The 23,644-nt window shown below is 71.9% G+C and carries 20 protein-coding genes and 1 pseudogene; 10 read left to right on the top strand and 11 right to left on the bottom strand.

All coding sequences use genetic code 11. From position 1 onward, the window contains the following. Positions 1 to 82 precede the first annotated feature (82 nt). From EIW28_RS05085 to lpdA, 6 genes are all read right to left on the bottom strand, one after another. Positions 83 to 904 carry a class I SAM-dependent methyltransferase gene (locus EIW28_RS05085; RefSeq protein WP_125246585.1) on the bottom strand — a complete coding sequence of 274 codons (822 nt, stop codon included), beginning with the start codon at positions 902 to 904 and terminating at the stop codon, positions 83 to 85. A 50-nt stretch (positions 905 to 954) separates the two neighbouring features. After that, positions 955 to 1,920 (bottom strand): phosphotransferase family protein, encoded by a 966-nt coding sequence (locus tag EIW28_RS05080; protein ID WP_125246584.1) that lies wholly within the window; start codon positions 1,918 to 1,920, stop codon positions 955 to 957. Next, positions 1,917 to 2,888 (bottom strand): phosphotransferase, encoded by a 972-nt coding sequence (locus EIW28_RS05075; protein WP_125246583.1) that lies wholly within the window; start codon positions 2,886 to 2,888, stop codon positions 1,917 to 1,919. Before EIW28_RS05075 ends, EIW28_RS05080 begins: the two co-directional genes overlap by 4 nt. Positions 2,889 to 3,179: 291 nt before the next feature. After that, positions 3,180 to 3,611 carry a hypothetical protein gene (locus EIW28_RS05070; protein WP_125246582.1) on the bottom strand — a complete coding sequence of 144 codons (432 nt, stop codon included), beginning with the start codon at positions 3,609 to 3,611 and terminating at the stop codon, positions 3,180 to 3,182. A gap of 190 nt (positions 3,612 to 3,801) precedes the next feature. After that, a complete protein-coding gene (sucB, locus tag EIW28_RS05065; protein ID WP_125246581.1) occupies positions 3,802 to 5,547 on the bottom strand; it encodes a 2-oxoglutarate dehydrogenase, E2 component, dihydrolipoamide succinyltransferase in 1,746 nt (581 codons plus the stop codon). Positions 5,548 to 5,574: 27 nt separating this feature from the next. Next, the gene (gene lpdA, locus EIW28_RS05060) at positions 5,575 to 6,963 is read right to left on the bottom strand and encodes a dihydrolipoyl dehydrogenase (RefSeq protein ID WP_125246580.1); all 1,389 of its coding nucleotides are present in this window, start codon (positions 6,961 to 6,963) and stop codon (positions 5,575 to 5,577) included. Positions 6,964 to 7,184: 221 nt separating this feature from the next. Between lpdA and EIW28_RS05055 the strand changes: the two genes are divergently transcribed. Next, on the top strand, positions 7,185 to 7,520 hold the full coding sequence (locus tag EIW28_RS05055; protein WP_125246579.1) for an oxidoreductase: 336 nt from the start codon (positions 7,185 to 7,187) through the stop codon (positions 7,518 to 7,520). 201 nt (positions 7,521 to 7,721) lie between these two features. Here EIW28_RS05055 and EIW28_RS05050 read toward each other — a convergent pair whose 3' ends face one another. After that, positions 7,722 to 9,179: a leucyl aminopeptidase gene (locus EIW28_RS05050; RefSeq protein ID WP_125246578.1), complete on the bottom strand. Its 1,458-nt coding sequence runs from the start codon at positions 9,177 to 9,179 to the stop codon at positions 7,722 to 7,724. Positions 9,180 to 9,254: 75 nt separating this feature from the next. Between EIW28_RS05050 and gcvT the strand changes: the two genes are divergently transcribed. The 6 genes from gcvT to EIW28_RS05020 all read left to right on the top strand — a co-directional run bounded on the left by gcvT (position 9,255) and on the right by EIW28_RS05020 (position 17,017). Beyond that, positions 9,255 to 10,340, top strand: coding sequence for a glycine cleavage system aminomethyltransferase GcvT (gene gcvT, locus EIW28_RS05045; protein WP_125246577.1), 1,086 nt, complete (start codon positions 9,255 to 9,257; stop codon positions 10,338 to 10,340). 98 nt (positions 10,341 to 10,438) lie between these two features. Further along, complete coding sequence (locus tag EIW28_RS05040; RefSeq protein ID WP_125246576.1) at positions 10,439 to 11,755, top strand: Gfo/Idh/MocA family oxidoreductase; 1,317 nt, start codon at positions 10,439 to 10,441, stop codon at positions 11,753 to 11,755. Then, positions 11,756 to 13,243 carry a glucuronate isomerase gene (uxaC, locus tag EIW28_RS05035; protein WP_125246575.1) on the top strand — a complete coding sequence of 496 codons (1,488 nt, stop codon included), beginning with the start codon at positions 11,756 to 11,758 and terminating at the stop codon, positions 13,241 to 13,243. A 5-nt stretch (positions 13,244 to 13,248) separates the two neighbouring features. Then, entirely contained in the window at positions 13,249 to 14,556 is a 1,308-nt protein-coding gene (locus EIW28_RS05030; protein WP_125246574.1) for an enolase C-terminal domain-like protein, read from the top strand. Further along, positions 14,544 to 15,902, top strand: a complete 1,359-nt coding sequence (locus EIW28_RS05025; protein WP_125246573.1) for a mannitol dehydrogenase family protein — start codon at positions 14,544 to 14,546, stop codon at positions 15,900 to 15,902. Before EIW28_RS05030 ends, EIW28_RS05025 begins: the two co-directional genes overlap by 13 nt. Continuing rightward, the gene (locus EIW28_RS05020; RefSeq protein WP_158630290.1) at positions 15,899 to 17,017 is read left to right on the top strand and encodes a Gfo/Idh/MocA family protein; all 1,119 of its coding nucleotides are present in this window, start codon (positions 15,899 to 15,901) and stop codon (positions 17,015 to 17,017) included. The genes EIW28_RS05025 and EIW28_RS05020 overlap by 4 nt, the downstream gene beginning before the upstream one ends. A gap of 66 nt (positions 17,018 to 17,083) precedes the next feature. On the opposite strand, the gene EIW28_RS05015 is transcribed toward EIW28_RS05020, so the two are convergent. Beyond that, a complete protein-coding gene (locus EIW28_RS05015) occupies positions 17,084 to 18,043 on the bottom strand; it encodes a pectate lyase family protein (RefSeq protein ID WP_125246571.1) in 960 nt (319 codons plus the stop codon). A 234-nt stretch (positions 18,044 to 18,277) separates the two neighbouring features. Between EIW28_RS05015 and EIW28_RS05010 the strand changes: the two genes are divergently transcribed. Then, a complete protein-coding gene (locus EIW28_RS05010) occupies positions 18,278 to 19,243 on the top strand; it encodes an acetylxylan esterase (protein WP_125246570.1) in 966 nt (321 codons plus the stop codon). 46 nt (positions 19,244 to 19,289) lie between these two features. Here EIW28_RS05010 and hisN read toward each other — a convergent pair whose 3' ends face one another. From hisN to aroA, 3 genes are read right to left on the bottom strand one after another with little or no spacing between them, the layout of a single operon-like run. After that, positions 19,290 to 20,090, bottom strand: coding sequence for a histidinol-phosphatase (hisN, locus tag EIW28_RS05005; protein WP_125246569.1), 801 nt, complete (start codon positions 20,088 to 20,090; stop codon positions 19,290 to 19,292). Positions 20,091 to 20,120: 30 nt separating this feature from the next. Beyond that, positions 20,121 to 21,143, bottom strand: coding sequence for a ribosome small subunit-dependent GTPase A (gene rsgA, locus EIW28_RS05000; protein WP_125246568.1), 1,023 nt, complete (start codon positions 21,141 to 21,143; stop codon positions 20,121 to 20,123). A 3-nt stretch (positions 21,144 to 21,146) separates the two neighbouring features. Beyond that, positions 21,147 to 22,448, bottom strand: coding sequence for a 3-phosphoshikimate 1-carboxyvinyltransferase (aroA, locus tag EIW28_RS04995; protein ID WP_197717066.1), 1,302 nt, complete (start codon positions 22,446 to 22,448; stop codon positions 21,147 to 21,149). Positions 22,449 to 22,570: 122 nt separating this feature from the next. On the opposite strand from aroA, the gene EIW28_RS04990 reads away from it, so the two are divergent. Both EIW28_RS04990 and EIW28_RS04985 read left to right on the top strand, forming a co-directional pair. Beyond that, entirely contained in the window at positions 22,571 to 23,281 is a 711-nt protein-coding gene (locus tag EIW28_RS04990) for an SOS response-associated peptidase (protein ID WP_125246566.1), read from the top strand. Between the two features lie 146 nt (positions 23,282 to 23,427). Continuing rightward, positions 23,428 to 23,644: pseudogene (locus EIW28_RS04985) on the top strand (hypothetical protein); the annotation flags it as partial.

Genomic DNA, 23,644 nt, shown 5'->3' with positions numbered 1-23,644 from the left:
TCGCCACCGACAGTTTCTCGGTGGGAGTGAGCTGAGTCATATCGGGGCCGACGGGCTTTCGCTCGTCGGCCCCGCGCCTTGGTCAGGCTCGGCAGAGGATTTCGCCGTGGGGGATCATCAGCCAGGAGGCCGCGTCCTGGCCCCAGGACTTCCAGGCCGCTGAGATCGCTTGGAGCTGTTCAGGAGTGGCGTGGTCGCCGGCGAGGGCCTGGGTGGCGAAGTCGGAGTGGAGGCTGCGGTCGGCCCACAGGTCGCCCCACCAGGTGCGGTCGGCCTCGTCGGAGAAGGTCCAGGTGGAGGAGGTCGCCTCGATGGCGGGCTCGGGGAAGCCGGCCTGGAGGGCCCAGGACTTGAGGCGGCGGCCGGCGTCGGGTTCGCCGCCGCCGGCGCGGGCGACGCGCTCGTAGAGGTTGAGCCAGTCGGTCAGGCCCTTGGTCTCGGGGAACCAGGTGAAGGCCGCGTAGTCGCTGTCGCGCACCGCGATCAGGCCGCCGGGCTTGGCGACGCGGCGCATCTCGCGCAGCGCCTGGACCGGGTCGCCCACGTGCTGGAGCACCTGATGGGCGTGGACGATGTCGAAGGAGTCGTCCTCGAAGCGGAGCCGGTGGACGTCGGCCTGCTCGAAGGCGGTGTTGTGCAGGCCGCGCTCGGCGGCCGCGGCCTCCGCCTGGGTCAGGACGCCGGCGGCGAAGTCCACTCCGGTCACCTGCCCGTCGTGGGCGATCTCGGCGAAGTCGGCGGTGATGGTGCCGGGGCCGCAGCCGATGTCGAGGATCGCGTGGTCGGTCTTGAGGTACGGGAGCAGGTACGCCGCCGAGTTCTCGGCGGTCCGCCAGCTGTGCGAGCGCAGGACCGATTCGTGGTGGCCGTGGATGTACTTCGCCGTCTCTTGTGCCATGGCCACGAGACTAGCCGCTCGATACCAATAAGTGGGAGGAGGATTCCAATATCCGGTCACCAGTGCCGCCGGTCGGCCAGCCAGTCGGCGGCGGCCAGGCCCGACCAGCGCATCAGGTCGTCGATCGCGGCGGAGATGAGGTTTTCGGGCCGCTCGTCCCACCCGCGGAGCAGGCCGCCGGTCACGGCGGTCAGCGCGGTGTCGAGCTCCTCGCCCGAGACTCCCGCAGCCGTGGGGTGGCCCCAGAAGAGCGCGTCGGCGTCGTGCCCGTCGGCGTGGGCGGCCAGGAGGAGGACGACCGTGTCGATCCAGGGCGGCAGGTACGCGGGCTCGGCCCAGTCGCAGATCCAGGCCCGGTCCGCGCCGCAGACGAAGTTGTCGACGCGAAGGTCGGCGTGCGAGACGCGGTCGGTCCTGAGCACGGCGTCGATCGGCGCTTCGAGCGCGGCGAGCTCGTCGATCCGCCCGTGCAGCCGCGGCGGCAGCGCGAACGGCGGCTCCTCGCCCGCGGCGACCGCCGTGAACTCCTTCATGCCCCCGGGCGGCTGCGACCGGATGCCCGCCGCGACCAGGGCTTCAGGTGGGGGATCGAGCGCCTCGGCGGCCTCCGCCCAGGTGGTCAGCAATGTGGTCACGGTGGTTGGACGTATCGGAAGTGTCACCGGGTTGCCTTGCACCGCTTCGAATCCGGCCACCGACCAGCCGGCCGCCTCGTCGGCGAACAGCAGCCGCGGCGCCGGAAGCTCCGGAGGCAGGGCCGCCGCGATCCGCGCCTCCTGGCGGTACATGTCCCGGACCAGGGGCGTCTCCGGTCCCGCGGCCTTGACGAACCGCTCAGGGCCCGAACCGGATCGGAGGCGGGCGGCGAAGCCGCGCGTGTAGCCGCCGCCCGCGATCCGCACCGCGTCGGGCTCGCCGCCCAGCTCGCGGGCGATGAGCCGCCGCACCGGGTCCGGCAGGTCCGCGTAGTCCGGTCGGACCGCGGTGGCGTCGAGCGGCGGCGGCGTGCCGAACCGGGTCATGACCAGCCGCGGCGTCGCGCGAGCCAGTCGGCGGCGGCCAGGCCGCTCCAGCGCTGGTGCTTGCGGATGTACGGCGAGACGTCGGGGATGAGGTCGCCCGCGGACTCGCCGAGGTAGTAGCCGGTGATCGACGCGAGCGCGGTGTCGAGCTCGTCGGGGGTCACGCCGGCCGCGGTGGGGTGCTTCCAGAAGAGCGCGTCCGCATCGTGCCCGTCGCCGTGCGCCGCGATCAGGAAGCACGCGGTGTCGAACCAGGGGGAGTGCACCTGGACCCAGTTCCAGTCGCACACCCACGCCCGGTCCGCGCCGAGGACCATGTTGTCCGGGCGCAGGTCGAAGTGCATCACCGCGTCGGACTCCATCGCCGCGTCGATGCCGGCCTCCAGCGCCGCGAGCTCCTCGAGCCGGCCTTCCAGCGCCGCGGGGACGAAGAACGGCTCCTTGCGTCCCGTCGCGACACCGGTGAACTGGCGCAGGTTGTCGTCGATCGGGCGGGCCTCGACGCCGAGGTCGAGCAGCGCCTGCGGCGCGGGGGTGAGCGCGGCGGCGGCCTGGGCCCAGGCGTCGAGCATGAGGTCGAGGTCGCGCGGGGACATCGGGAGGGTCGGGGCGCGGCCGGGGAGGGCTTCGAAGCCGAGGACCGTCCAGTCGTCGAAGTCGGCCGCGAACTCGAGGCGGGGCGCCGGGACGCCGGCGGGCAGGGCGCGGTTGACGCGGGCCTCCTGGCGGTAGGCCGCAAGGGCCCACGAGCGGTCCGCGCCCGCCGCCTTGACGAAGAGTTCGGCGCCCGATTCGGAGCGGACGCGGGCGGCGAAGCCGCCGCTGAAACCGCCGCCGGCCATGCGGATCTCGGCGGGCGCGCCGCCGAGCTCCTTGATGATGGTGGCGCGCACCGGCTCCGGCAGGGAATCCCAGCCGGTGCGGATCGCGGTGGCGTCGTAGGGGACGGTCTCGCCGAATCGGGACATGAGGAGAGTGTCGGCGAGCGGGGGCGGGGGTGCAAGCCGTTTACGACGAATGTGAACGGCGGTTCCCGGCAAATCGGACAGTCGGAGCCGCCCCCGATTCCCAGTGTGCCCCGGACGACCGACAGGACCCCGAGCAATCGACGAGGCTCCGGAGTCGACACGGCTCGGAGACGCGAGGCGTTCAGGCCGCCACGGAGCCGAGTTCCCAGGGGCCCAAGGGGTCAGCGGGCCTCTGGGCAAGAAGCGGCCCTCGCAGCCGTGGTGGGGGCGGCAGCGAGGGCCGGGTCTATTCTAGGCGCTCGCGAGCAAGGATGGAATGACCACGGGGAGCACATAGCAGCCGATGTCGCCGACTTCGCTGTAGGTGAGGGCCCAGCGGGCGGTCTTGGCGTCGCGGCACAGGACCACGAAGGCCACCATGCAGCTGAGGGTCCGCTGCGCGTCGGTCATGAACTGGAGCCAGGACTGCGCCTGGACGGGGTCGGGGGCGAGGACCGCGTCGAAGAGGAGGGCGATGACGCGCTCGCCGCCCTTGGCGTAGGCCGCCGCGACGCAGACGCGGAGGCGGCCGGGCTGCTCGGGCAGGGTGAGGGTCCTGCGGCTGACGGTGATGCTGTCGTACTCGGGGAGGTCGGGGCCGTCGGTGAAGTTGTAGAGCTCTGTGGCGAATTCGGGGCGGGTCTCCATCAGCATGGCGAGGAGTTCGTTGTACTCGATCGACATTCGAGCTTCCTAACTTCCGCGTGGGGTCACAAAAGGTGGGTTGTAGGAACAACGAAGACACGAGTTCGGGGTTACGGGTAGGCGCCGCGACTTGTGGAGGAAACCTGTGTATGCACGCAGCGGCGTCCGGCGCAACGCGAAGGGGCGCGGCGGGAGTGGTCCCGCCGCGCCCCTTTCGGAGACTCGCCCGTTACAGGCCGAGCTGGTGCTCGAAGTTGCCCTCTTCGATGCGCGTGGTGACCGCTTCGAGGTAGCGGGCCGCGTCGGCGCCGTCGATGAGGCGGTGGTCGTAGCTCAGCGTCAGGTGCATGACCGAGCGCACCGCGATGACCTCGCCCAGCTCGGGGTCGTTGATCACGCGGGGGCGCTTGACGATCGCGGCGGTGCCGAGGATCGCCGACTGTCCGAGCGGGACGATCGGCGTGTCGAACAGCGCGCCGACCGAGCCGGTGTTGGTGATGGTGAAGGTGGCGCCGAACAGGTCGTCGGGCGCGAGGCCGCCGTCGCGGGCCTTCTTGGCGATCTCGGCGATCCGCTTGGCCAAGCCAGGGATGTTGAGGTCGCCGGCGTCCTTGACGACCGGGACGATGAGGCCCTTCGGCGTGTCCACCGCGAAGCCGACGTTCTCGGTGTCCGGGTACGTGATCGTCTTCTCCTCCATGTTCATGGAGGCGTTGATGACCGGGTACTGCTTGAGCGCCTCGATCGCGGCGATCGAGAAGAACGGCAGGAACGAGAGCTTGACGCCGTGGCGGGCGAGGAACTCGTCCTTCTTGGCCGCGCGGAGCTTCGCCACCTTGGTGACGTCCACTTCGCGCACCGTGGTGAGCTGGGCCGTGGTCTGCATCGAGGAGAGCAGGGCCTTGGCCGCGGACTGGCGCAGGCGCGACATCTTCTCGGTGCGGCCGCGCAGCGGGCTGACCTCGACCTTGGCCGGGGCGGCCGGGGCCGCGGGAGCGGCGGCCGGAGCCGGGGCCTCGGACTTCTTGGCGTCGATGACGGCCTGGACGTCCTCCTTGCGGATGCGCCCGCCCACCCCGGAGCCGGAGACCGACGAGAGGTCGACCCCGTTGTCGGCGGCGAGCTTGCGCACCAGCGGCGTCACATAGGAGCCGGACGGCTTCGACGCGGCCGGGGCCGCGGCGGGTGCCGACTGGGCCGGAGCCGTGACCGGGGCCTCGGCGACCTCGGGGGCGGCCGGGGCCGGCGCGGTCGGCGTGGACTCGGCCTGCGCCGGGGCCGGAGCGGGCTCCGGCTCGGACTGCACCGCGGGCGTCGGCTCGGGAGCCGGGGCCGCGGGGGCCGGGGCGGCGTCGCCGGTGCCGATGATCGCCAGCACCGAGCCGACCTCGGTGGTCTCGTCCTCGGCGACGCGGATCTCCAGCAGGGTGCCGGCGGCCGGGGACGGGATCTCGGTGTCGACCTTGTCGGTGGAGATCTCCAGCAGCGGCTCGTCGACCTCGACGGTGTCGCCGACGGCCTTGAGCCAAGTGGTCACGGTGCCCTCGGTGACGGACTCGCCCAGCTCGGGCAGCAGCACCTCGGTGCCGGACGCGGCGCCGGCGGCCGGGGCCGCGGGGGCCTCGGCGGCGGGGGCCGGAGCCGGAGCGGCCTCGGCCTTGGGGGCCTCGGGCTCGGGCAGCGGCTCCTGCGCGGGCGCGGGGGCCGGCGCGGCCGGGGCGTCCCCGGTGGCCTCGGACGGGTCGCCGATGATCGCGAGCTCGCCGCCGACCTCGACGTCAGTGTCCTCGGGGACCACGATCTTGAGCAGCACACCGGCAACCGGCGAAGGAACCTCGGTGTCGACCTTGTCGGTCGAGACCTCCAGGAGCGGCTCGTCGACCTCGACGGTGTCGCCTTCCTTCTTGAGCCACTGGGTGACAGTGCCCTCGGTGACCGACTCACCGAGAGCGGGCATCGTTACCGATGTCGGCATCGTTCGTTCAACTCCTGCGGTTGTGGATTAGTCGTGCGCGTGCAGCGGCTTGCCGGCCAGCAGCATCGCCGCTTCGCCGATCGCCTCGTTCTGGGTGGGGTGCATGTGGATCAGCTGGGCGACGTCGTTCGCGTACGCCTCCCAGTTGTAGATCAGCTCCGCTTCGCCGATCTGCTCGGAGATGCGCGCGCCGACCATGTGGACGCCGACGATCGGGCCGTCCTCGACCGCCACGAGCTTGACGAAGCCCTGGGTCTTGAGGATGTTCGACTTGCCGTTGCCCGCAAGGTTGTAGTTGACCGACTTGATCTTGTCGGCCCCGTACTTCTCCTTCGCCTTGTCCTCGTTGAGGCCCATGGAGGCCACCTCGGGCTCGGTGAAGGTGACGCGCGGGATGCCGGTCTCGTCGATCGGGGCCGGGTTCAGGCCCGCGATGTGCTCGGCGACGAAGATGCCCTGGAGGAAGCCGCGGTGCGCGAGCTGGATGCCGGGGACGATGTCGCCGACGGCGTAGACGCCGGGGACGCTGGTCTGGAGGTGCTCGTTCACCGGGACGAAGCCGCGGTCGAGGGTGATGCCCTGCTCCTCGTAGCCGAGGTTCGCGGTGACCGGGCCGCGGCCGACGGCCACGAGCACGAGGTCGCCCTCGACGACGGTGCCGCCCTGGATCGTGACCTGGACGCCGGAGGCGGTCTTCTCCACCTTCTCGAAGAACTTGCCGGTGTGGAACTTGATGCCGCGCTTGCGGAACGCGCGCTCGAGCTGCTTGGAGGAGTCGGCGTCCTCGGCGGCGATGAGGCGGGGGAGGCCCTCGATGATCTCGACCTCGACGCCCAGGGACTTCCAGGCGGAGGCGAACTCGACGCCGATGACGCCGCCGCCGATGACGATGGCCTTGTTCGGCAGCTCGGTCAGCTCGAGGGCGTGCTCGGAGGTGATGACCTTCTCGCCGTCGATGTCCAGGCCCGGGAGGGTCTTGGAGTACGAGCCGGTGGCGAGGACGACGTGCTTGCCGGTGACGGTCTGGCCGTCGTCGACCTGCACGGCGTTCGGGCCGACGAGCTTGCCGGTGCCCTGGATGAAGTCGACCTTGTGGGCCTTGACCAGGCCCTGGAGGCCCTTGTACAGCTTGGAGACGACGTCGTCCTTGTACTTCTTGACCGCCGGCATGTCGACGCCCTTGAACTCGGCCAGGATGCCGAACTGCTCGGACTCGCGGGCGGTGTCGGCGACCTCGCCGGCGTGGAGGAGGGCCTTGGTGGGGATGCAGCCGCGGTGCAGGCAGGTGCCGCCGACCTTGTCCTTCTCGATGAGGGCGACTTTCAGCCCCAGCTCAGCCGAGCGGAAGGCCGCCGCGTAGCCGCCGCTGCCGCCGCCCAGGATTACTACGTCGTATCCTGCGTTCGGGTCGCTCATTGCTCTCCCCACTTGCCACTTAACGGATGCTTAGGTTCGCTGCCCATCCTTCCACCGGGCGCATCTCGTGGTCGCCCAGACCCGGTGCTTGGAGTGTGCAACACCATTCAACCGCTTGCTGGGTGCTTCGGAAAGTCATGTTCGTGTGCGGCTGGACACAGGCGTCATAGCGCGTGTGTACGCTTGAAAGTCGACATCGTGCGGGTGCGTGAGGAGCGGCTGTGGGCTGGTTCGGACGGCGGAAGAAGAAGCAGGGCGACGGGACGCTGGACCGCGCCTCCGACAACGGCGACCTGCGCCACCTGGTCGAGTTCATCAACACGCGCACCGGCGTCGAGGCGTACGTCGAGCCCAAGACCACCGTCACCGAGACCACGGTCATGCTCATCGCCTTCGACGGCGAGTGGACGCGCCGCCGCGTCGACGGCCCCGCCGGCGCCTTCGCCTTGGGGCGCAAGCACAACATCCCCGTATACGAGGTCGCGAAGGTCGGCTACCCCCAGCGCAAGCGCGACTTCGACGCCCGCAAGAAGCTGGAGCGGCAGCGCCGCCAGTGACGCGCGCACCGGCACGCGGTGCCGCAGGGCGCAGCGTCCCGGGAAGGGCTCGAGCGGCGGCGCCGCCGGTGACGCGAGCGGCCGGCCCTCCCGGACCGGCCGCTCGTGCGCATCAGCCGCGCATTCATGCGCACTGTTCATGTCAGTGCACTGTAAATTTCCGCGCACCGTCCCGCCACCTGGCGGTGAGCGCGCCGCCTCCTAGCCGGCGTGCTCCTCCAGGAGCGCCAGGAGGGTGCGCACCGGCACCGCCGTCGCGCCCTTCGCGGTGTAGCCGTGCGCCGAGTCCGAGTCCGCGGGTCCCGCGATGTCGAGGTGCGCCCACGGGATCTCCTCGGGCACGAACTTCGACAGGAAGATCCCGCCCTGGATCATGTGGCCGTCGCGCTTGAGGCCGGCCGCGCACTGCGACACGTCCGCGATCGAGGACTCCATGAGCTTGACGAGGTCCTCGGGGAACGGCATCGGCCAGCCGTGCTCGCCGGTCTCCTCGCCGATGCGGCGGAGCCGCTCGGTCTCGGAGTCGGTGCCCATGAGGCCCATGGTGCGCCGGCCGAGCGCGATGAGCTGCCCGCCGGTGAGGGTCGCGACGTCGTAGACCGCGTCGGGCTCGTCCTCGACAGCGCGCGAGAGCGCGTCGGCGAGCACCAGGCGGCCCTCGGCGTCGGTGTTGAGGATCTCGACGGTCATGCCGTTGCGGATGGTGAGCACGTCGGAGGGCCGGTAGGCGGTGCCCGACACGAGGTTCTCGGCCAGCGCCACCGTGCAGGTGACGTTCACGGCCAGGCCGAGCTTCGCGGCGGCGATGGTCGCGCCGACGACGGCCGCGGCCCCGGCCATGTCGAACTTCATCTCCCACATGCCCGCGGCGGGCTTGATCGAGTAGCCGCCGGAATCGAACGTGATGCCCTTGCCGACGAGCGCGATGTGCTTGCGCGCGCCCTCGGGCCGGTAGGAGAGCCGCACCAGGCGCGGCTCGGCGGAGGAGCCGCCGCCGACGGCGAGGACGCCGCCGTAGCCGCCGGCCGAGAGCGCCTCGGCGTCGAGGATCTCGACCTCCAGGCCCGCCGCGGCGGCCGCCTGCTCGATCTCGATCGCGAACGTCGGCGGGCGCAGCAGGTTCGCGGGCGCCGACACCCAGTCCTTGACGAGGGCGACGCTCTCGCCGACGACCAGGGCGCGCACGATCGCGTCCTCGGAGGCGCCGTAGACCGCGATCGACCCGGGGGCCGCGTCGCCGCCGCCCTCGGTCTTGAAGCCCTCGAACTTGTACGCCCCGAGGATCGCGCCGGTCGCGGTCGCCTCCGGGTCGCCCTCGAACGCGATCGCGACCGTAGCCTTGCCGAACGCGGCGCGCACCGCGGTCCCGGCCGCGCGGCGCAGGGTCTCGTCGTCGAGGTCGTCCGCGTCGCCGAGGCCGACGGCGTACACGAGGGAGGCGGCGACGCCGTCGGGCGCGGGCAGGCGGGTGAGGGAGGAGGCGCCGCCGGTGTTGCCGAGGGCTGCCAGCTGCGTGGCGAGCCGCCCGCCGAACCCGGCGTCGACGCCCGCGAGGCTCTCGGGGAGCACGGGCGCGTCCTCCCCGGAGAAGACGCCGACGACGAGGACCTCGACGTCCGCGGCCGCGGCGTCGCCGGAGGCGCTCAGCAGATCAGTCACGATCGTTCCTTAGCTGTTTCGGGGACCAAATGCTCCGATCCTAGCCACTGGGACGCGCACGATAGGCTCTGTCCCATGTCCGAACCGTCGCTGCTCACCTCACCGCTGCACTCCCGCCACATCGCCCACGGCGCCAAGTTCGCCGAGTTCGCCGGCTGGGATATGCCGCTCCAGTACTCGAGCGGCGTGCTCGCCGAGCACCAGGCGGTGCGCACCCGCGTCGGCGTCTTCGACGTCTCCCACCTCGGCAAGGTCTGGGTCACCGGCGAGGGCGCGGCCGCGTTCGTCAACCGCTGCCTCGCCAACGACCTCGACCGGATCGGGCCCGGCGGCGCCCAGTACACGCTGTGCCTCGACGAGTCCGGCGGCGTCGTCGACGACCTCATCGCCTACCGCTTCGGCGACGACCAGGTCTTCCTGATCCCGAACGCCGCCAACACCGCCGAGGTCGCCCGCCGCCTCACCGCCGCCGCCCCGGACGGCGTCGAGGTCCGCGACGTCCACCACTCCTTCGCCGTGATCGCCGTCCAGGGCCCCGAGTCGCCGCGCATCCTCGAGTACCTGGGCCTGCCGCACGAGCACGACTACATGAGCTTCCGCGAGCACCTCGTCGACCACGCCGACGTCATCGTCTGCCGCTCCGGCTACACCGGCGAGACCGGTTACGAGCTCGTCATCCCGAACGAGGCCGCGGGGGACCTGTGGGACGCGATGCTCGTGGCCGGCGCCGCCCCGTGCGGGCTCGGCGCCCGCGACACCCTCCGCCTCGAGATGGGCTACCCGCTCCACGGCCAGGACCTCAGCCTCGACATCACCCCCGTGCAGGCCCGCCTGAACTGGGCGATCGGCTGGGACAAGCCCGAATACTGGGGCAAGGCCGCCCTCGACGCCGAGAAGGCCGCCGGGCCCAGGCGCCGCCTGTGGGGCCTGGAGGCCACCGGCAAGGGCGTCCCGCGCGCCCACATGACCGTCCTCGACGGCGAGCGCGAAGTCGGCGAGACCACCTCCGGCACCCACGCGCCGACCCTGAAGAAGGGCGTCGCGCTCGCCCTCCTCGACGCCGCCTACAAGCCCGGCGCCGAGCTCGAACTCGACGTGCGCGGCAGGCGCCTCCCCGTGCGGGTCGTCAAGCCGCCCTTCACGACAGCGACGCCGAAGTAGCGGGCCAGGGCGCGCCCGCGGCGCCGGCGCGCCCTGGCCTTGCCTGCCGCGAGGTTCTCAGATAGCGTTTACCAGAACCTCGCAGACGAAGGAGTCACATGTCAGGCACGCCCCATCGCTATGCCATCGTCGGGACCGGATCGCGCGCCACGATGTACGTCGACGCGATCACCGAGCGGGGTGACCGGGCCGCGCTCGTCGCGCTGGCCGACCCCAACCCCAAGCGGATCGCCCACCACGCCGCCGCCGTCCAGGCCGCCGGGCTCCCCTCCCCGGCCGCGTACGACGCCGCCGCCTTCGAGCGCCTCCTGACCGAGACCGACCCCGACACCGTCATCGTCACCTCGGTCGACGCCACCCACCACGAGTACATCCTCGCCGCGCTCGCCGCCGGCAAGGACGTCATCTCGGAGAAGCCCCTGACGACCACCGCCGAGCACGCCGCCGCGATCCTCGCCGCCGAGCGCGAGTCCGCCGGCAAGGTCACCGTCACCTTCAACTACCGGTACAACCCCCTCCACGAGAAGGTCGCCGAACTCCTCCGCGACGGCGCCGTCGGCGAGATCACCTCCGTGGGCTTCGACTGGCTCCTCGACACCCGCCACGGCGCCGACTACTTCCGCCGCTGGCACCGCGAGGAGGCCAACTCCGGCGGACTCCTCGTCCACAAGTCCGGCCACCACTTCGACCTCGTCAACTGGTGGCTCGACGCCGCCCCCGTGCGCGCCTTCGCGAAAGGGAAGCTCGCCTTCTACGGCGAGAACGGCAAGGCCAACGGCCACGACCGCGGCTACGAGCGCGTCCACGGCTCCTCCCTCGCCTCCGACGACCCGTTCGCGCTCCACCTGGAGGAGAACCCGACCCTCAAGGCCCTCTACCTCGACGCCGAGGACGCCGACGGCTACGTCCGCGACCAGAGCGTGTTCGCCCCCGGCGTCACCATCTACGACGACATGATGGCCCTCGTGGACTACGACTCCGGCGTCACGCTCTCCTACCGGCTCACCGCCTACTCGCCCTGGGAGGGCTACCGGGTGCACTTCAACGGCACCCAGGGCCGCCTCGAACTCCTCGTCGTCGAGAACGACCACGTCAACCCCGCCCTCAAGGGCCCCAACGGCGCCAGCGTCCACGGCACCCACGCCGCGGCCGAGGAGGGCCGCTACGAGCTCACCCTCCACCCCTTCTGGACCAAGCCCACCCGCATCGACCTCGGCGAGTACCACCGCGCCGGCCACGGCGGCGGCGACGCCCGCATGCTCGGCGTCCTCCTCGACGGCGACACCGACCCCCACGACCGCTCCGCGAGCGCCCGGGACGGCGTGAACGCGCTGGCCGCGGGCCTGGCGTCCAACGCCTCGATCCGCACTGGGCAATCGGTTGCCGTCTCGGACCTGTTCAACCTGGAGAAATAAGTGCCGCTGCATCCCGACCGCCTCTTCCCGGCCGACGAGCGCACCCGCGCGATCGCCCGCGAGCTCCACCGGAGCACCGCCGACCTGCCGCTGGTGAGCCCCCACGGGCACGTCGACCCGCGCCTGCTCGCGGAGAACCGGCCGTTCCCCGACCCGGCGCGCCTGTTCGTCGTCCCCGACCACTACCTGACCCGGATGCTGTACTCCCAGGGCGTGCGCCCCGACGAGCTCGGCGTCCCCTCCGCCGCCGGCGGGCCCTCCGAAGCGGACGGGCGCGCGATCTGGCGGCGCTTCGCCGAGCACTACTTCCTCTTCCGCGGCACCCCCTCGAAGCTGTGGCTCGACCACACCTTCGCGGAGGTGTTCGGGATCGACCAGGAGCTGAGCGCCGACACCGCCGACGAGTTCTACGACCACCTCGCGGCCCGCCTCGCCGAACCGGCCTACCGGCCCCGCGCCCTGTTCGACCGGTTCAACATCGAGGTCCTCGCCACCACCGAGTCCCCGGTGGACTCGCTCGAACCCCACGCGGCACTCGAAGCGCTCCCGGCAACCGGCGGCCGCAAGTGGGGCGGCCGGGGCGGCAAGGTCGTCACCACGTTCCGGCCCGACAACCTCGTCGAGCCCGGCTGGCCCGGCTGGCGCGAGCGCGTCGACGCCCTCGCCGAGATCACCGGCCAGGACACGGCCACGTTCGACGGCTTCCTCACCGCGCTCCGCCGGCGCCGCCAGGACTTCATCGCCGCCGGCGCCACCTGCACCGACCACGGGAACCTCACGGCCGCAACGGAAGACGACCCGAAGGCCGCGGCCGAGATCTACGCCCGCGCCCTCGACGGCGAGGCCACCGAGGCCGAGATCCTGCGCTTCCCCGCGCTCATGCTCGTCGAGTTCGCGCGCATGAGCGCCGACGACGGCCTCGTCATGCAGCTCCACCCCGGCGCGAACCGCAACCACAACCAGTGGCTCTACGAGGGCTGGGGCCGCGACGTCGGCGGCGACATCCCGGGCGCCACCGAGTACACGCGCGCCCTCAAGCCCCTGCTCGACGCGTTCGGCAACCACCCCCGGTTCCGCATCGTGCTGTACACGCTCGATGAGACGGTCTTCAGCCGCGAGATCGCGCCCCTCGCCGGCGGCTACGCCTCCGTGTTCGCCGGCGCGCCCTGGTGGTTCCTCGACTCTCCGGAGGGCATGCGCCGCTTCCGGGAGGCGATCCACGAGACCGCCGGGTTCCACAACACGGCCGGATTCGTGGACGACACCCGCGCGTTCTGCTCCATCCCCGCGCGGCACGACGTCGCGCGGCGCATCGACGCCGCCTACCTCGCGCGCCTCGTCGCCGAGCACCGCATGACCGACGGCGAAGCCGCCGAAGTCGCGGTCGACCTCGCCTACAACCTGCCCCGCAAGATCTACGGACTGGACCCGCACCCGTCGCCCCGCCCGACCGTCCCGCTTCGCTCGACTTCCCCCAAACCGGAGTAAACGCCATGCCTTCTTCCGTGTCGACCAAGATCGAACGCCTCGAGGTCCACGACGTGCGGTTCCCGACCGCGACCGCCGGCGACGGCTCGGACTCGATCAACCGCGCCGACTACTCGGCCTGCTACGTCGAGCTGTTCACCGACGGCGGCCCCACCGGCACCGGCTTCACCTTCACCGGCGGCCGCGGCACCGAGATCTGCGTCCAGGCCGTCAAGGCGTACGCGCACCTCGTCGTCGGCAGGACCGTCGAGGAGATCTTCGCGAACCCCGTCGAGTTCACCCGCTCCATCGTCCAGGAGCCCCAGATCCGCTGGCTCGGCCCCGAGAAGGGCGCCACCCACATGGCCGTCGGCGCGATCGTCAACGCCGTCTGGGACCTCCGCGCCAAACTCGAGGGCAAGCCCATGTGGCGCCTCCTCGCCGAGATGGACTCCGCCGAACTCGCCGCCCAGGTCGACTACCGCCACATCGAGGACGAGCTCACCTACGACGAGGCCGTCGCCATCCTCGACGAGGGCCGCATCGGCTACGAGGACCGCCTCAAAGTCCTCGAGCACGACGGCTTCCCCGCCTACACCACCTCCGTCGGCTGGCTCGGCTACTCCGACGACAAGGTCCGCGCCCTCACCGAGCAGGCCGTCGCCGACGGCTGGACCGCCGCCAAGATGAAGGTCGGCTCGCCCGACGTCGCCGACGACGTGCGCCGCGCCCGCATCATCCGCGACGTCCTCGGCCCCGACCGCCTCCTCATGATGGACGCCAACCAGATCTGGTCCGTCCCCGAGGCCATCGCCAACATGCGCGAACTCGCCGCCTTCGACCCCTACTGGATCGAGGAGCCCACCCACCCCGACGACATCCTCGGCCACGCCCGGATCGCCAAGGCCGTCGACCCCATCCGCGTCGCCACCGGCGAGGTCGCCGCCAACCGCGTCATCTTCAAGCAGCTCCTCCAAGCCCAGGCCATCCAGGTCTGCCAGATCGACGCCTGCCGCGTCGGCGGCGTCCCCGAAGTCCTCGCCACCCTCCTCATGGCCGCCAAGCACGGCGTCGACGTCTGCCCGCACTCCGGCGGAGTGGGACTCTGCGAATACGTGCAGCACCTCGGCATGTTCGAATACCTTCGGATCGGAAAGACCCTGGAGGGCCGCATGATCGAATACGTCGACCACCTGCACGAGCACTACACCGACCCCGTCACCGTCGTGGACGGCCGCTACCGGCTGCCCACCCAGCCCGGCTACTCGGTCACCCTCAGACCTGAGTCCGTCGCCGAGTTCTCCTTCCCGAACGGCCCGGCGTGGACCGCCTGAGCAACGAGGTCCTCAAGCGGCTCCCCGGGGACGTCGCCGTCCCCGGGGACCGCCCCGACCGCGCCGGCGTCCTCCACCTCGGCGCCGGCGCGTTCCACCGCGCCCACCAGGCCGTCTACACCGACGACACCGACTGGGGCATCACCGTCGCCGCCCCGCGCTCGCGAGACGTCATCGACGCCCTCGCCGCCCAGGACGGCCTCTACTCCGTCGCCACCCTCGGCCCCGACGGCGCCTCCCTGCGCGTCGTCGGGTCCGTCGTGGACACCCTCCACCTCGCGACCGAACGCGACCGGGCCCTCGACCTCGTCGCCTCGCCCGCCACGCACGTCGTCACCCTCACCGTCACCGAGAAGGCCTACCGCGACCCGCACGGCGTCCCCGGCCTCCTCGCCGACGGCCTCCGCCGCCGCGCCGCCCAAGGCGGCCCGCCGCTCACCATCCTGTGCTGCGACAACCTCCCCGACAACGGCAAGGCCACCCGCGCCGCCGTCGAACCCCTCCTCGACGACACCACCCGCGCCTGGGCCGAGGAGCACGTCACCTTCCCCTCCAGCATGGTCGACCGCATCGTCCCCGCCTCCACGCAGGCCACCTACGAGCGCGCCCTCGCCGAACTCGGCGTCACCGACGCCGCCGCCGTCGAAGCCGAGCCGTTCACCCAGTGGGTCATCGAGGACGACTTCGCGGGCCCCCGCCCCGGCTGGGACGCCACCTACACCGCCGACGTCGCCGGCTGGGAGCGCCTGAAGCTGCGCACCCTCAACGGCGTCCACTCCACGCTCGCCTACCTCGGCGCCCTCGCCGACGCCGAGACCGTCAGCGAGACCCTCGCCCTCCCCGGCGCCGCCGACTTCGCGCGCTGGCTCGTCGCCGAGCAGATCGCGCCGAGCTTCACCCCGCCCGACGGGCAGGACACCGTCGCGTACGGCGAGGGCGTCCTCGAGCGGTTCGCGAACCCCGGCATCCGGCACCGGTGCATCCAGATCGCCATGGACGGCTCCCAGAAGCTCCCGCAGCGCCTCTTCGCCACCATGACCGACCTCGCGGACGCCGGCGTCGACCTCGACCTCATCGCGCTCCCGCTCGCGGCGTGGACCCGCTTCTGCGCCGGGAAGTCCGACGGCGGGGCCGACCTGCCGCTCGACGACCCGCTCAAGGACGTCATCCGCCAGAGCCTCACCGCCGCCGGCCCCGCCCCCGCCGCGCGCGTCGACGCGATCCTCGGCCTCAGACAGGTCGTCCCCGAACCCCTCGCCGACCACCACCAGCTGCGCCGGGCCGCCGCCAAATGGCTGCGCGAACTCGACCGGCACGGCGTCGCCACCACCCTGGAGCACCTGTGACAACGAGCATCCCCCGCGTCGCCCTCGTGGGCGCCAACGGCTTCGGCCTCCACCACCGCCAGCACAACCTGGAACCGCGCCGGGCCCGCGGCGAGCTCGCGTTCGTCGGCATGTGCGACACGGCCGAGATCACCGAGCTCCCCGAGGCGCCGATCGGCGACACGCCCGTCTTCGACGACTACCGGGCCATGCTCGACGCCACCGACCCCGACGTGGTGGTCATCGCGACCCCGCCGCCGAGCCACCTGCCGATCGCGAGCGCCGCGATGCGCCACGGCGCCGACGTCTACCTGGAGAAGCCCCCGGTCACCAACCTCGCCGAGTACGCGCAGCTGTACGACGTCATGACCGAGACGGGCCGCAACGTCCAGGTGGGCTTCCAGGCCCTCGGCTCCCACGCCTTCAACGCCGTGCGCGACGCGATCGAGGCCGGCCGCTTCGGCGAGATCGAGTCGATCGGCGTCGCCGGCTCCTGGCAGCGCCCCGACTCCTACTACCGCCGCTCCGCCTGGGCCGGCAAGCGCGAGCTGGGCGGCGTCCTCGTCGCCGACGGCGCCCTCGCCAACCCCTGGGCGCACGCCTCCCAGCAGGCCATCGCCCTCGCCGGCGACTGGCCCCTCCAGGGCCCGGTCGAACTCGAGCGGCTGCGCACCCGCGCCTCGATCGAAGTGGACGACACCGCGGTCTGGCGCGCCGTCAACAAGAACGGCGTGCGCATCACCGTCGCGGTCACCCTCTGCGGCGAGCAGAAGGTCGAAGGCGACATCTACATCAAGGGCACCGAAGGCGAGGCCTGGTACGGCTTCCGCGAGGACCTCCTGCGCCTGCCCGGCGAGACCGAGGCCAAGCGGTACGGCACCACCAACCTCCTCGACAACCTCTTCGCCCACCGGCAGCGCGGCGTCGGCCTCATCTCCGGCCTGCGCCGCTCCAAGCCGTTCACCGGCGTCCTCGAGCAGGTCCTCACCTCGCCCGTGCCGCGCCTGGTCGACGAGAAGCACCTCGAACGCGTCGGCGACGACCCGGTGACCATCCTCAAGGGCGTCGACCGGGCCGTGGTCGACGCCGCCGTCCAGGGGAGGCTCTACAGCGAGCTCGGCCTGCCCTGGGCCTGAGACGCGCGAGGCGCGGCCCCGGTCCGATGGCCGGGGCCGCGTCGCTCTATCGGGGGAGGTGCGCGGTCAGCGCGCGCCCGCTCCGCCGCTCACGATCGACTTGACCTGCGACGGCGTGTCCAGCTGGAAGCCGTAGGGCACGCCCGCGACCGAGCCGCGGCTGACGGGGGCGGGGGAGTTGACGACGTGGTTGTTGCGCGAGACGATCCGGCCGGGGCCGGAGTCGCCCTGGCCGATGTCGACGGTGCGGTTGCAGTTCTCGAAGTAGTTGCCCTCGTTGATGACGCCGGCGTCCATGGTGGTCGCGATGCAGTACGAGCGCACGTTCGCGTAGTAGTTGTTGTAGACGTGGACGGGCTCGGCGAAGCGGACCCGCGGGGTGCGCTGCGTCGTGCCGTTGAAGTAGTTGTGGTGGTAGGAGACCCGGAGCTTGCCGCGGTCGGCGGTGTGGCCGTCGCTGTGGCCGAGCAGGCAGGTCTTGTCGGTCCCGTCGAACCGGTTCCACGAGACCGTGATGAAGTCGGACTCGCGCTTGATGTCGCACGCACCGTCGGTGCCGGGTTCGAAGGTGTTGTGGTCGATCCAGATGTTCCGCGAGCGCTCCTCGACGTTGATGCCGTCGTCGGCGTACCCGCGGAACCGCAGGTTCTGGATGATCACGTTGCTGACGGTCCGGAGCGTGAGGCCGCCGCCGGTGAGGACGGCGCCGGAGTTGCCGACGATGGTCGTGTTCGATCCGACGCGGACCATCCCCGAGATCTGGATGGTGCCGCTGACGCGGACGATCTTCCGCGCGTCGCCGCTGACGGCCGAGGCGAGGGCCGAGGCCGAGGTGACGGTGGTCGTGCCGCCGCCCGATCCGCCGGTGGTGCCGCCGTTCTGGGTGGCCCAGCCGACGGGGCTGCCCGTCTGCGCGAGGGCGCTCCCGGGGCCGGCGAGCGGCGCGGCGGCCGCGCCGAGGGCGACGGCCCCCGCGGCGGTGAAGAGCGTGCGGCGAGAGTGCCGGTTGCCGAAGACATGTTCCATGCCCGTGGTCCTCTCTCTGTGAGGGTGGTATTTACGAACATCGATACGTTCGTGCTAGTGACCGTAAACCCCTTCGGACAGCGTTTGCAAGGGTTCGGCCGGAAATAGAAAGCAACGGGGCCCGCGAGGAGCCGGCGCGCCCGGCGGGCGTCTGACGAGCGCTGATGTCCCGAGTGCCGGATGTGGCAACCGGTTGCGGTGGACTTCTTTGTTTGGTCGTGCTACAAACTCCCCATGGCTCTTTTCGACCTCCCCCTGGAACAGCTCCGCGAGTACCGGCCCGACGTCCCCGAACCGGCCGACTTCGACGACTTCTGGAAGACCACCCTCAGCGAGGCCGGCGCCCACGGCCTCGACGTGCGACTGGAGCCGTACGACGCCGGCCTGGTGACCGTGGACGTCTTCGACGTCGTCTTCGCCGGCTGGGGCGGCCACCCCATCAAGGCCTGGCTCGTCAAGCCCAAGGGCGTCGAGGGCCCCCTCCCGTGCGTCGTCGAGTACATCGGCTACTCCGGCGGCCGCTCCTACCCCTGGGCCCACACCACCTACCCCGCCGCCGGCTGGGCCCACTTCGTCATGGACACCCGCGGCCAGGGCTTCGGCAACTGGCAGCCCGGCGACACCGCCGACCCCTACGGCACCACCGGCCCCACCAACAAGGGCTGGATGACCCAGGGCCTCGAAGCCCCCGAGCACTACTACTACCGCCGCGTCTTCACCGACGCCTACCGCGCGGTCGACGTCGCCAAGGGCATCGAGGGCATCGACCCCGACCGCATCGTCGTCGCCGGCGGCAGCCAGGGCGGCGGGATCACCCAGGCCGTCGGCGGCCTCCGCGACGACCTCGCCGGCGCCATGATCGACGTGCCGTTCCTGACGCACTTCCAGCGCGCCGTCGTCATCACCGACGCCTTCCCCTACCAGGAGATCGTCGAGTTCCTCTCCGGCCAGCGCCTCCGCGAGGACCGCGTCTTCGCGACCCTGAACTACTTCGACGGCCTCCACTTCGCCGCCCGCGGCACCGCGCCCGCCCTCTACTCGGTGGGCCTGATGGACGACGTCTGCCCGCCCTCCACCGTGTTCGCGGCCTACAACCGCTGGCAGGGCGAGAAGCGGATCACCGTGTGGCCCTGGAACCGCCACGAAGGCGGCGGCATCCACCAGCGCGGCGAACAACTCAAGTTCATCGCCGAGCTCTAGCGAACGAGAACGGGGCGGGACCTGCCGGTCCCGCCCCGTTCCGCGTCTACAGCTCGCGGATCTTCAACCGCTCCAGCGCCTCCTCGTGGAGGAGCCCGTTCGTCGCCAGCGCCGACCCGCCGTCCGGTCCCGGGCGGCCGCGCAGGTCGGTGAACCTGCCGCCGGCCTCCTCGACGATGAGCGCCAGCGGCGCCAAGTCCCACAGGGCCACTTCGGGTTCGGCCGCGATGTCCACGGCCCCCTCGGCGAGCAGGCAGTACGAGTAGAAGTCGCCGAAGCCGCGCTCGCGCCACGCCTCGTGGAGCATCCCGAGCATGGCGCCCTGCCGGTCGAGCTTGGCCCAGCCGGTGATCGAGGAGATGCTCACCGACGCGTCCTGGAGCTTCCCGACCTTGGAGACCTGGATGCGCTTCCCGGCGCGCTGGTCGCGCCCGGCGAAGGCCCCGGCGCCCTTCATGGCCCACCAGCGGCGGCCGAGGGCGGGGGCGCTGACGACGCCGACGACGGGCTCGCCGCGGTCGAACAGGGCGATGAGGGTGGCCCAGATCGGAACGCCGCGCACGTAGTTGCGGGTGGCGTCGATCGGGTCGATGACCCATTTGCGGCCGGAGGCGCCGGGGTTGTCCCCGTACTCCTCGCCGAAGATGCCGTCGCGGGGCCTCGCGCGCGAGAGCGTGGACCGCAGCACCTCTTCGATGGTGGTGTCGGCGTCGGAGACCTCGGTCATGTCCGGTTTCGACGAGACCCGGAGGTCGGAGGACCGGAACCGGCTCGTCCCGATCTGGGCCGCGGAGTCGGCGAGCAGGTGCGCGAGTCCGAGATCGTCGTTGTAGCTGGAAGAGGGCATGGGCTCATCCTACTGACCCGCCTCACGCGGTCAGTTCTTCGTGTCCGCTTCGTGCAGCGAGGCGAGGACGCGGCGGAAGGAGGCGAGGCGGCCGGCGCGCGGGTCGTCGGGCCCGATCGCGGCGTCGAGGGCGCAGTCCCCGATCTCGGGGGTGTGGGTGCACCCGCGCGGGCAGTCCTCGGCGACCTCGGCGAGTTCGGGGAACGCCTTGAGGATCGAGTCGGCGGTGACGTGCGCGAGCCCGAAGGAGCGGACGCCGGGGGTGTCGATGACCCAGCCGCCGCCGGGCAATTCGAAGGAGACGGTGCTGGTGGAGGTGTGCGAGCCCTTGCCGATCGCGCGGACCTCGCTGACGGCGCGGCCCGCGCCGGGCACGAGGCGGTTGACGAGCGTGGACTTGCCGACGCCGGAGTGCCCGAAGAACACGTTCTCCTTGTCGCGCAGGAGGTCCACGAGCTCGTCGAGGGGGCTGTCGGGCTCGGTGGCGACGATCGTGAGGTCGAGCTGGGAGTAGTAGGCGCGCACCTCGTCGACCATGCCGGGGGCGAGGTCGTTCTTGGTGAGGCACAGGATCGGGGCGACCCCGGCGTCGTAGGCGGCCACCAGGCACCGGTCCACGAACCCGTACCGCAGCGGCGGGTCCACGGTGGAGGCGACCACGACGAGCCGGTCGACGTTGGCGACCACGACGCGCTCGGTGGCGTTCTCGTCGTCGGCCGAGCGGCGCAGCTCGCCGTGGCGCTCGGCGATCCGCACGATGCGCGCGAGCGTGCCGGGGCTGCCGGAGAGGTCGCCGACGAGGCCGGCGCGGTCGCCGACCACGATGGACTGCTTGCCGAGCTCGCGGGCCTTCATGGCGGTGACGGTGACGTCGCCGACGCGGCAGGTGTAGCGGCCGCGGTCGACGGCGGTCACGAAGCCCTCCTCGGCGTTCGCGTGCTTGGGCCGGATCTTGGTGCGGGGGCGGGAGCGGCGGGTGGCGCGCACCCGCACGTCGTCCTCGTCCCACTCCTCGTCATCGTCGTCGGCGACGTCCCAATCCGGCCTCGGCAACGGCTACTCCTTCCCCCGCACGGCCCGCTCCCAGACCTCGGCGAAGTCCGGCCAGGTCTTGGAGGTGCAGGCGACGTCGTCGAGGACGAGCCCGGGGATCGCGAGGCCCGCGACGGCCCCGGCGTGGGCCATGCGGTGGTCGGCGTAGGTGGCCCAGGTGCCGGGCTCGCGCCCGCCCGCGCTGATGCGGAAGCCGTCCTCGTACTCGTCGACGTCCGCGCCGATCTTGCGCAGCTCGGTGACCAGGGCCGAGACGCGGTCCGTCTCGTGGCCCCGGATGTGGGACACACCGCGGATCACGAAGGGGCCCTTACTGATCCCGAAGAGGGCCGCGAGGGCGGGGGTGAGCTCGGCGGCGTCGGCGAGGTCGAGCTCGCACGGGATCGGCTCGGCCGAGCCGTAGGCGGTGAGGCCGCCGCGGGTCCACTCGACGCGGGCGCCGAGCTGGACGAGGAGGTCGCGGACGGCGTCGCCGGCCTGCGTGGTCTCGGTGGGCCAGCCCTCGACGGTGACGCGCCCGCCGGCGGCGAGGGCGGCGATGAGGAACGGGGCGGCGTTCTGGAGGTCGGGCTCGATGACCCACTCGCGGCCCTGGAGCTCGCCGGGGGCGACGCGCCACCGGTTCGGCTCGCTGTCGTCGACCTCGGCCCCGGCCTGGCGGAGCATCTGGACGACCATGTCGAGGTAGGGGCGGCTGGGCACGGGCCGGTCGCCGGTGTGGCGCAGGTCGAGGCCGTCCTCGAACCGGGGCGCGGCCATGAGCAGGGCGCTGACCAGCTGCGAGGTCTTGGACGCGTCGACCTCGAGCGCGCCGCCCTTGACGCGGCCGGAGGCGTCGACGGTGAACGGGAGCGCGAGGCGGCCGCCGTCCTCGATGTCGACGCCGAGGCCGCGGAGGGCCTTGATGACGCCGTCGTTGGGACGCTTGCGCGCGTGCGGGTCGCCGTCGAAGGCCACCGGCCCGTCGGCGAGGGCCGCGACCGGCGGCAGGAACCGCATGACGGTCCCGGCGAGGCCGCAGTCCACGGAGGTCCCGCCCCGGAACGCGCCGGGCGCGACGGTCCAGGCGTCGTCGTCGCCCGTGTCGACCCCGACGCCGATCGCCCGCAGGCCCTCGACCATGAGGAGGGTGTCGCGGGCGATGAGCGGGCGCTTGATCGTGCTGGGGCCGGAGGCGAGCGCGGCGAGGATGAGGGCGCGGGCCGTCATCGACTTCGAGCCGGGCACGCGGACGACCGCGTCGAGCTCGGCCTCCGCGTACGGGGCCTCCCAGCGGCGCTTCTCGGGGGCGGCGGTTGCGTTCACGCCCGCCAGTCTAGTGGTCCGGTGGGCGGGAACCGGGTGGTCGCCGGGGCCGGGGTGGCGTGCGGCGGCCGCGGCGGAAATGGAGGAGCCGGAGTGTCGGTGGCCGGGGTTACCGTGTGGGCATGTGCGGAAGGTACGCGAACAGCAAGTCGAGCCCGTCGATGGCGGCGCTCTTCGACGCGGAGGACTTGATCGCGGGGGCGTGGACTCCCAGCTACAACATCGCGCCCACGGTGCAGGCGCCGCTGGTCCGCCGCTCGAGGTCCCGCGAGGAGCGGGTGGTCGAGCTCGCCCGCTGGGGGCTGGTCCCGCCGTGGGCCTCCGACCCGGCGGTCGGGTCGCGGATGTTCAACGCCCGCATCGAGACCGTGTCCTCGTCCCGCGCGTACAAGCGGCCCTTCGCGTCCCGGCGCGCCCTCGTCCCCGCCGACGGCTGGTACGAGTGGCGCAAGCTCCCCGGCGGCGGCAAGCAGCCGTACTTCTTCACCCGCCCCGGCGGCGTCGTCTTCGCGGGCCTGTGGGACACCTGGAAGCAGGGCGGCGACCTGACGCTCCTGACGTTCACGGTGCTCACCTGCCCGGCCCTGGGCGAGGCGATGGAGACCATCCACGACCGCATGCCCTACGTCCTCCCGCCCGAGCGCTACGCCGCCTGGCTGGGGGAGGAGGACGCGGCCGAGGGCGAACTGCTCGCCGGCCCCGTCCCGTCGCTCCTCGACGATCTCGAGATCCGCAAGGTCGGCCGCGGCGTCGGCCGCGCGACCAACGACGGACCCGAACTCATCGAGCCCGCGGACGGCGATCCCGGACCCGCGACCATCCCTGGATTGTGAAGTCAATCACACTACCGCATCGGTATCTGTACCACAACTCGTCGGTCTTTCGTGTACAAGCCGTCGCCGGCTGAAGGGAACGCTTCCGGGAGTCGAGGCGAAGACGCTCGGAGGGGCTGCGGCGGCAGTGAAATAGGGAGGCAGCAATGCGGCGAATCCGCCCCGAGGAAGTAGCCCGCGCCCGCAAGGACCCCCGGCTGCTGGACGCCGCCGAGTACCGCAGCGAGGCGATCGGCGGCGCGTACCGGATGAGCGGCGACGACTGGCTGCGCCGCGGCAACTGCGCCGAGGCCGAGCCGGACGTCATGTACCCCGAGCCCCGCGAGCCCATCGACGAGGCGCTGGCGATCTGCGCGTCCTGCC

The organism is Glycomyces terrestris (assembly GCF_003933745.1).
Taxonomy (GTDB): Bacteria; Actinomycetota; Actinomycetes; order Mycobacteriales; family Micromonosporaceae; genus Glycomyces; species Glycomyces terrestris.
The sequence above is the reverse complement of the archived record's forward strand: the minus strand, read 5'-3'. Positions and strand labels throughout refer to the sequence as shown.

Bases quoted from the DNA above. Each gene is read 5' to 3' on its own strand.
- EIW28_RS05080 (WP_125246584.1), bottom strand. From the start codon at position 1,920: ATGACCCGGTTCGGCACGCCGCCGCCGCTCGACGCCACCGCGGTCCGA.
- EIW28_RS05075 (WP_125246583.1), bottom strand. From the start codon at position 2,888: ATGTCCCGATTCGGCGAGACCGTCCCCTACGACGCCACCGCGATCCGC.
- EIW28_RS05070 (WP_125246582.1), bottom strand. From the start codon at position 3,611: ATGTCGATCGAGTACAACGAACTCCTCGCCATGCTGATGGAGACCCGC.
- sucB (WP_125246581.1), bottom strand. From the start codon at position 5,547: ATGCCGACATCGGTAACGATGCCCGCTCTCGGTGAGTCGGTCACCGAG.
- lpdA (WP_125246580.1), bottom strand. From the start codon at position 6,963: ATGAGCGACCCGAACGCAGGATACGACGTAGTAATCCTGGGCGGCGGC.
- gcvT (WP_125246577.1), top strand. From the start codon at position 9,255: ATGTCCGAACCGTCGCTGCTCACCTCACCGCTGCACTCCCGCCACATC.
- EIW28_RS05040 (WP_125246576.1), top strand. From the start codon at position 10,439: ATGTCAGGCACGCCCCATCGCTATGCCATCGTCGGGACCGGATCGCGC.
- EIW28_RS05030 (WP_125246574.1), top strand. From the start codon at position 13,249: ATGCCTTCTTCCGTGTCGACCAAGATCGAACGCCTCGAGGTCCACGAC.
- EIW28_RS05015 (WP_125246571.1), bottom strand. From the start codon at position 18,043: ATGGAACATGTCTTCGGCAACCGGCACTCTCGCCGCACGCTCTTCACC.
- EIW28_RS05010 (WP_125246570.1), top strand. From the start codon at position 18,278: ATGGCTCTTTTCGACCTCCCCCTGGAACAGCTCCGCGAGTACCGGCCC.
- hisN (WP_125246569.1), bottom strand. From the start codon at position 20,090: ATGCCCTCTTCCAGCTACAACGACGATCTCGGACTCGCGCACCTGCTC.
- EIW28_RS04990 (WP_125246566.1), top strand. From the start codon at position 22,571: ATGTGCGGAAGGTACGCGAACAGCAAGTCGAGCCCGTCGATGGCGGCG.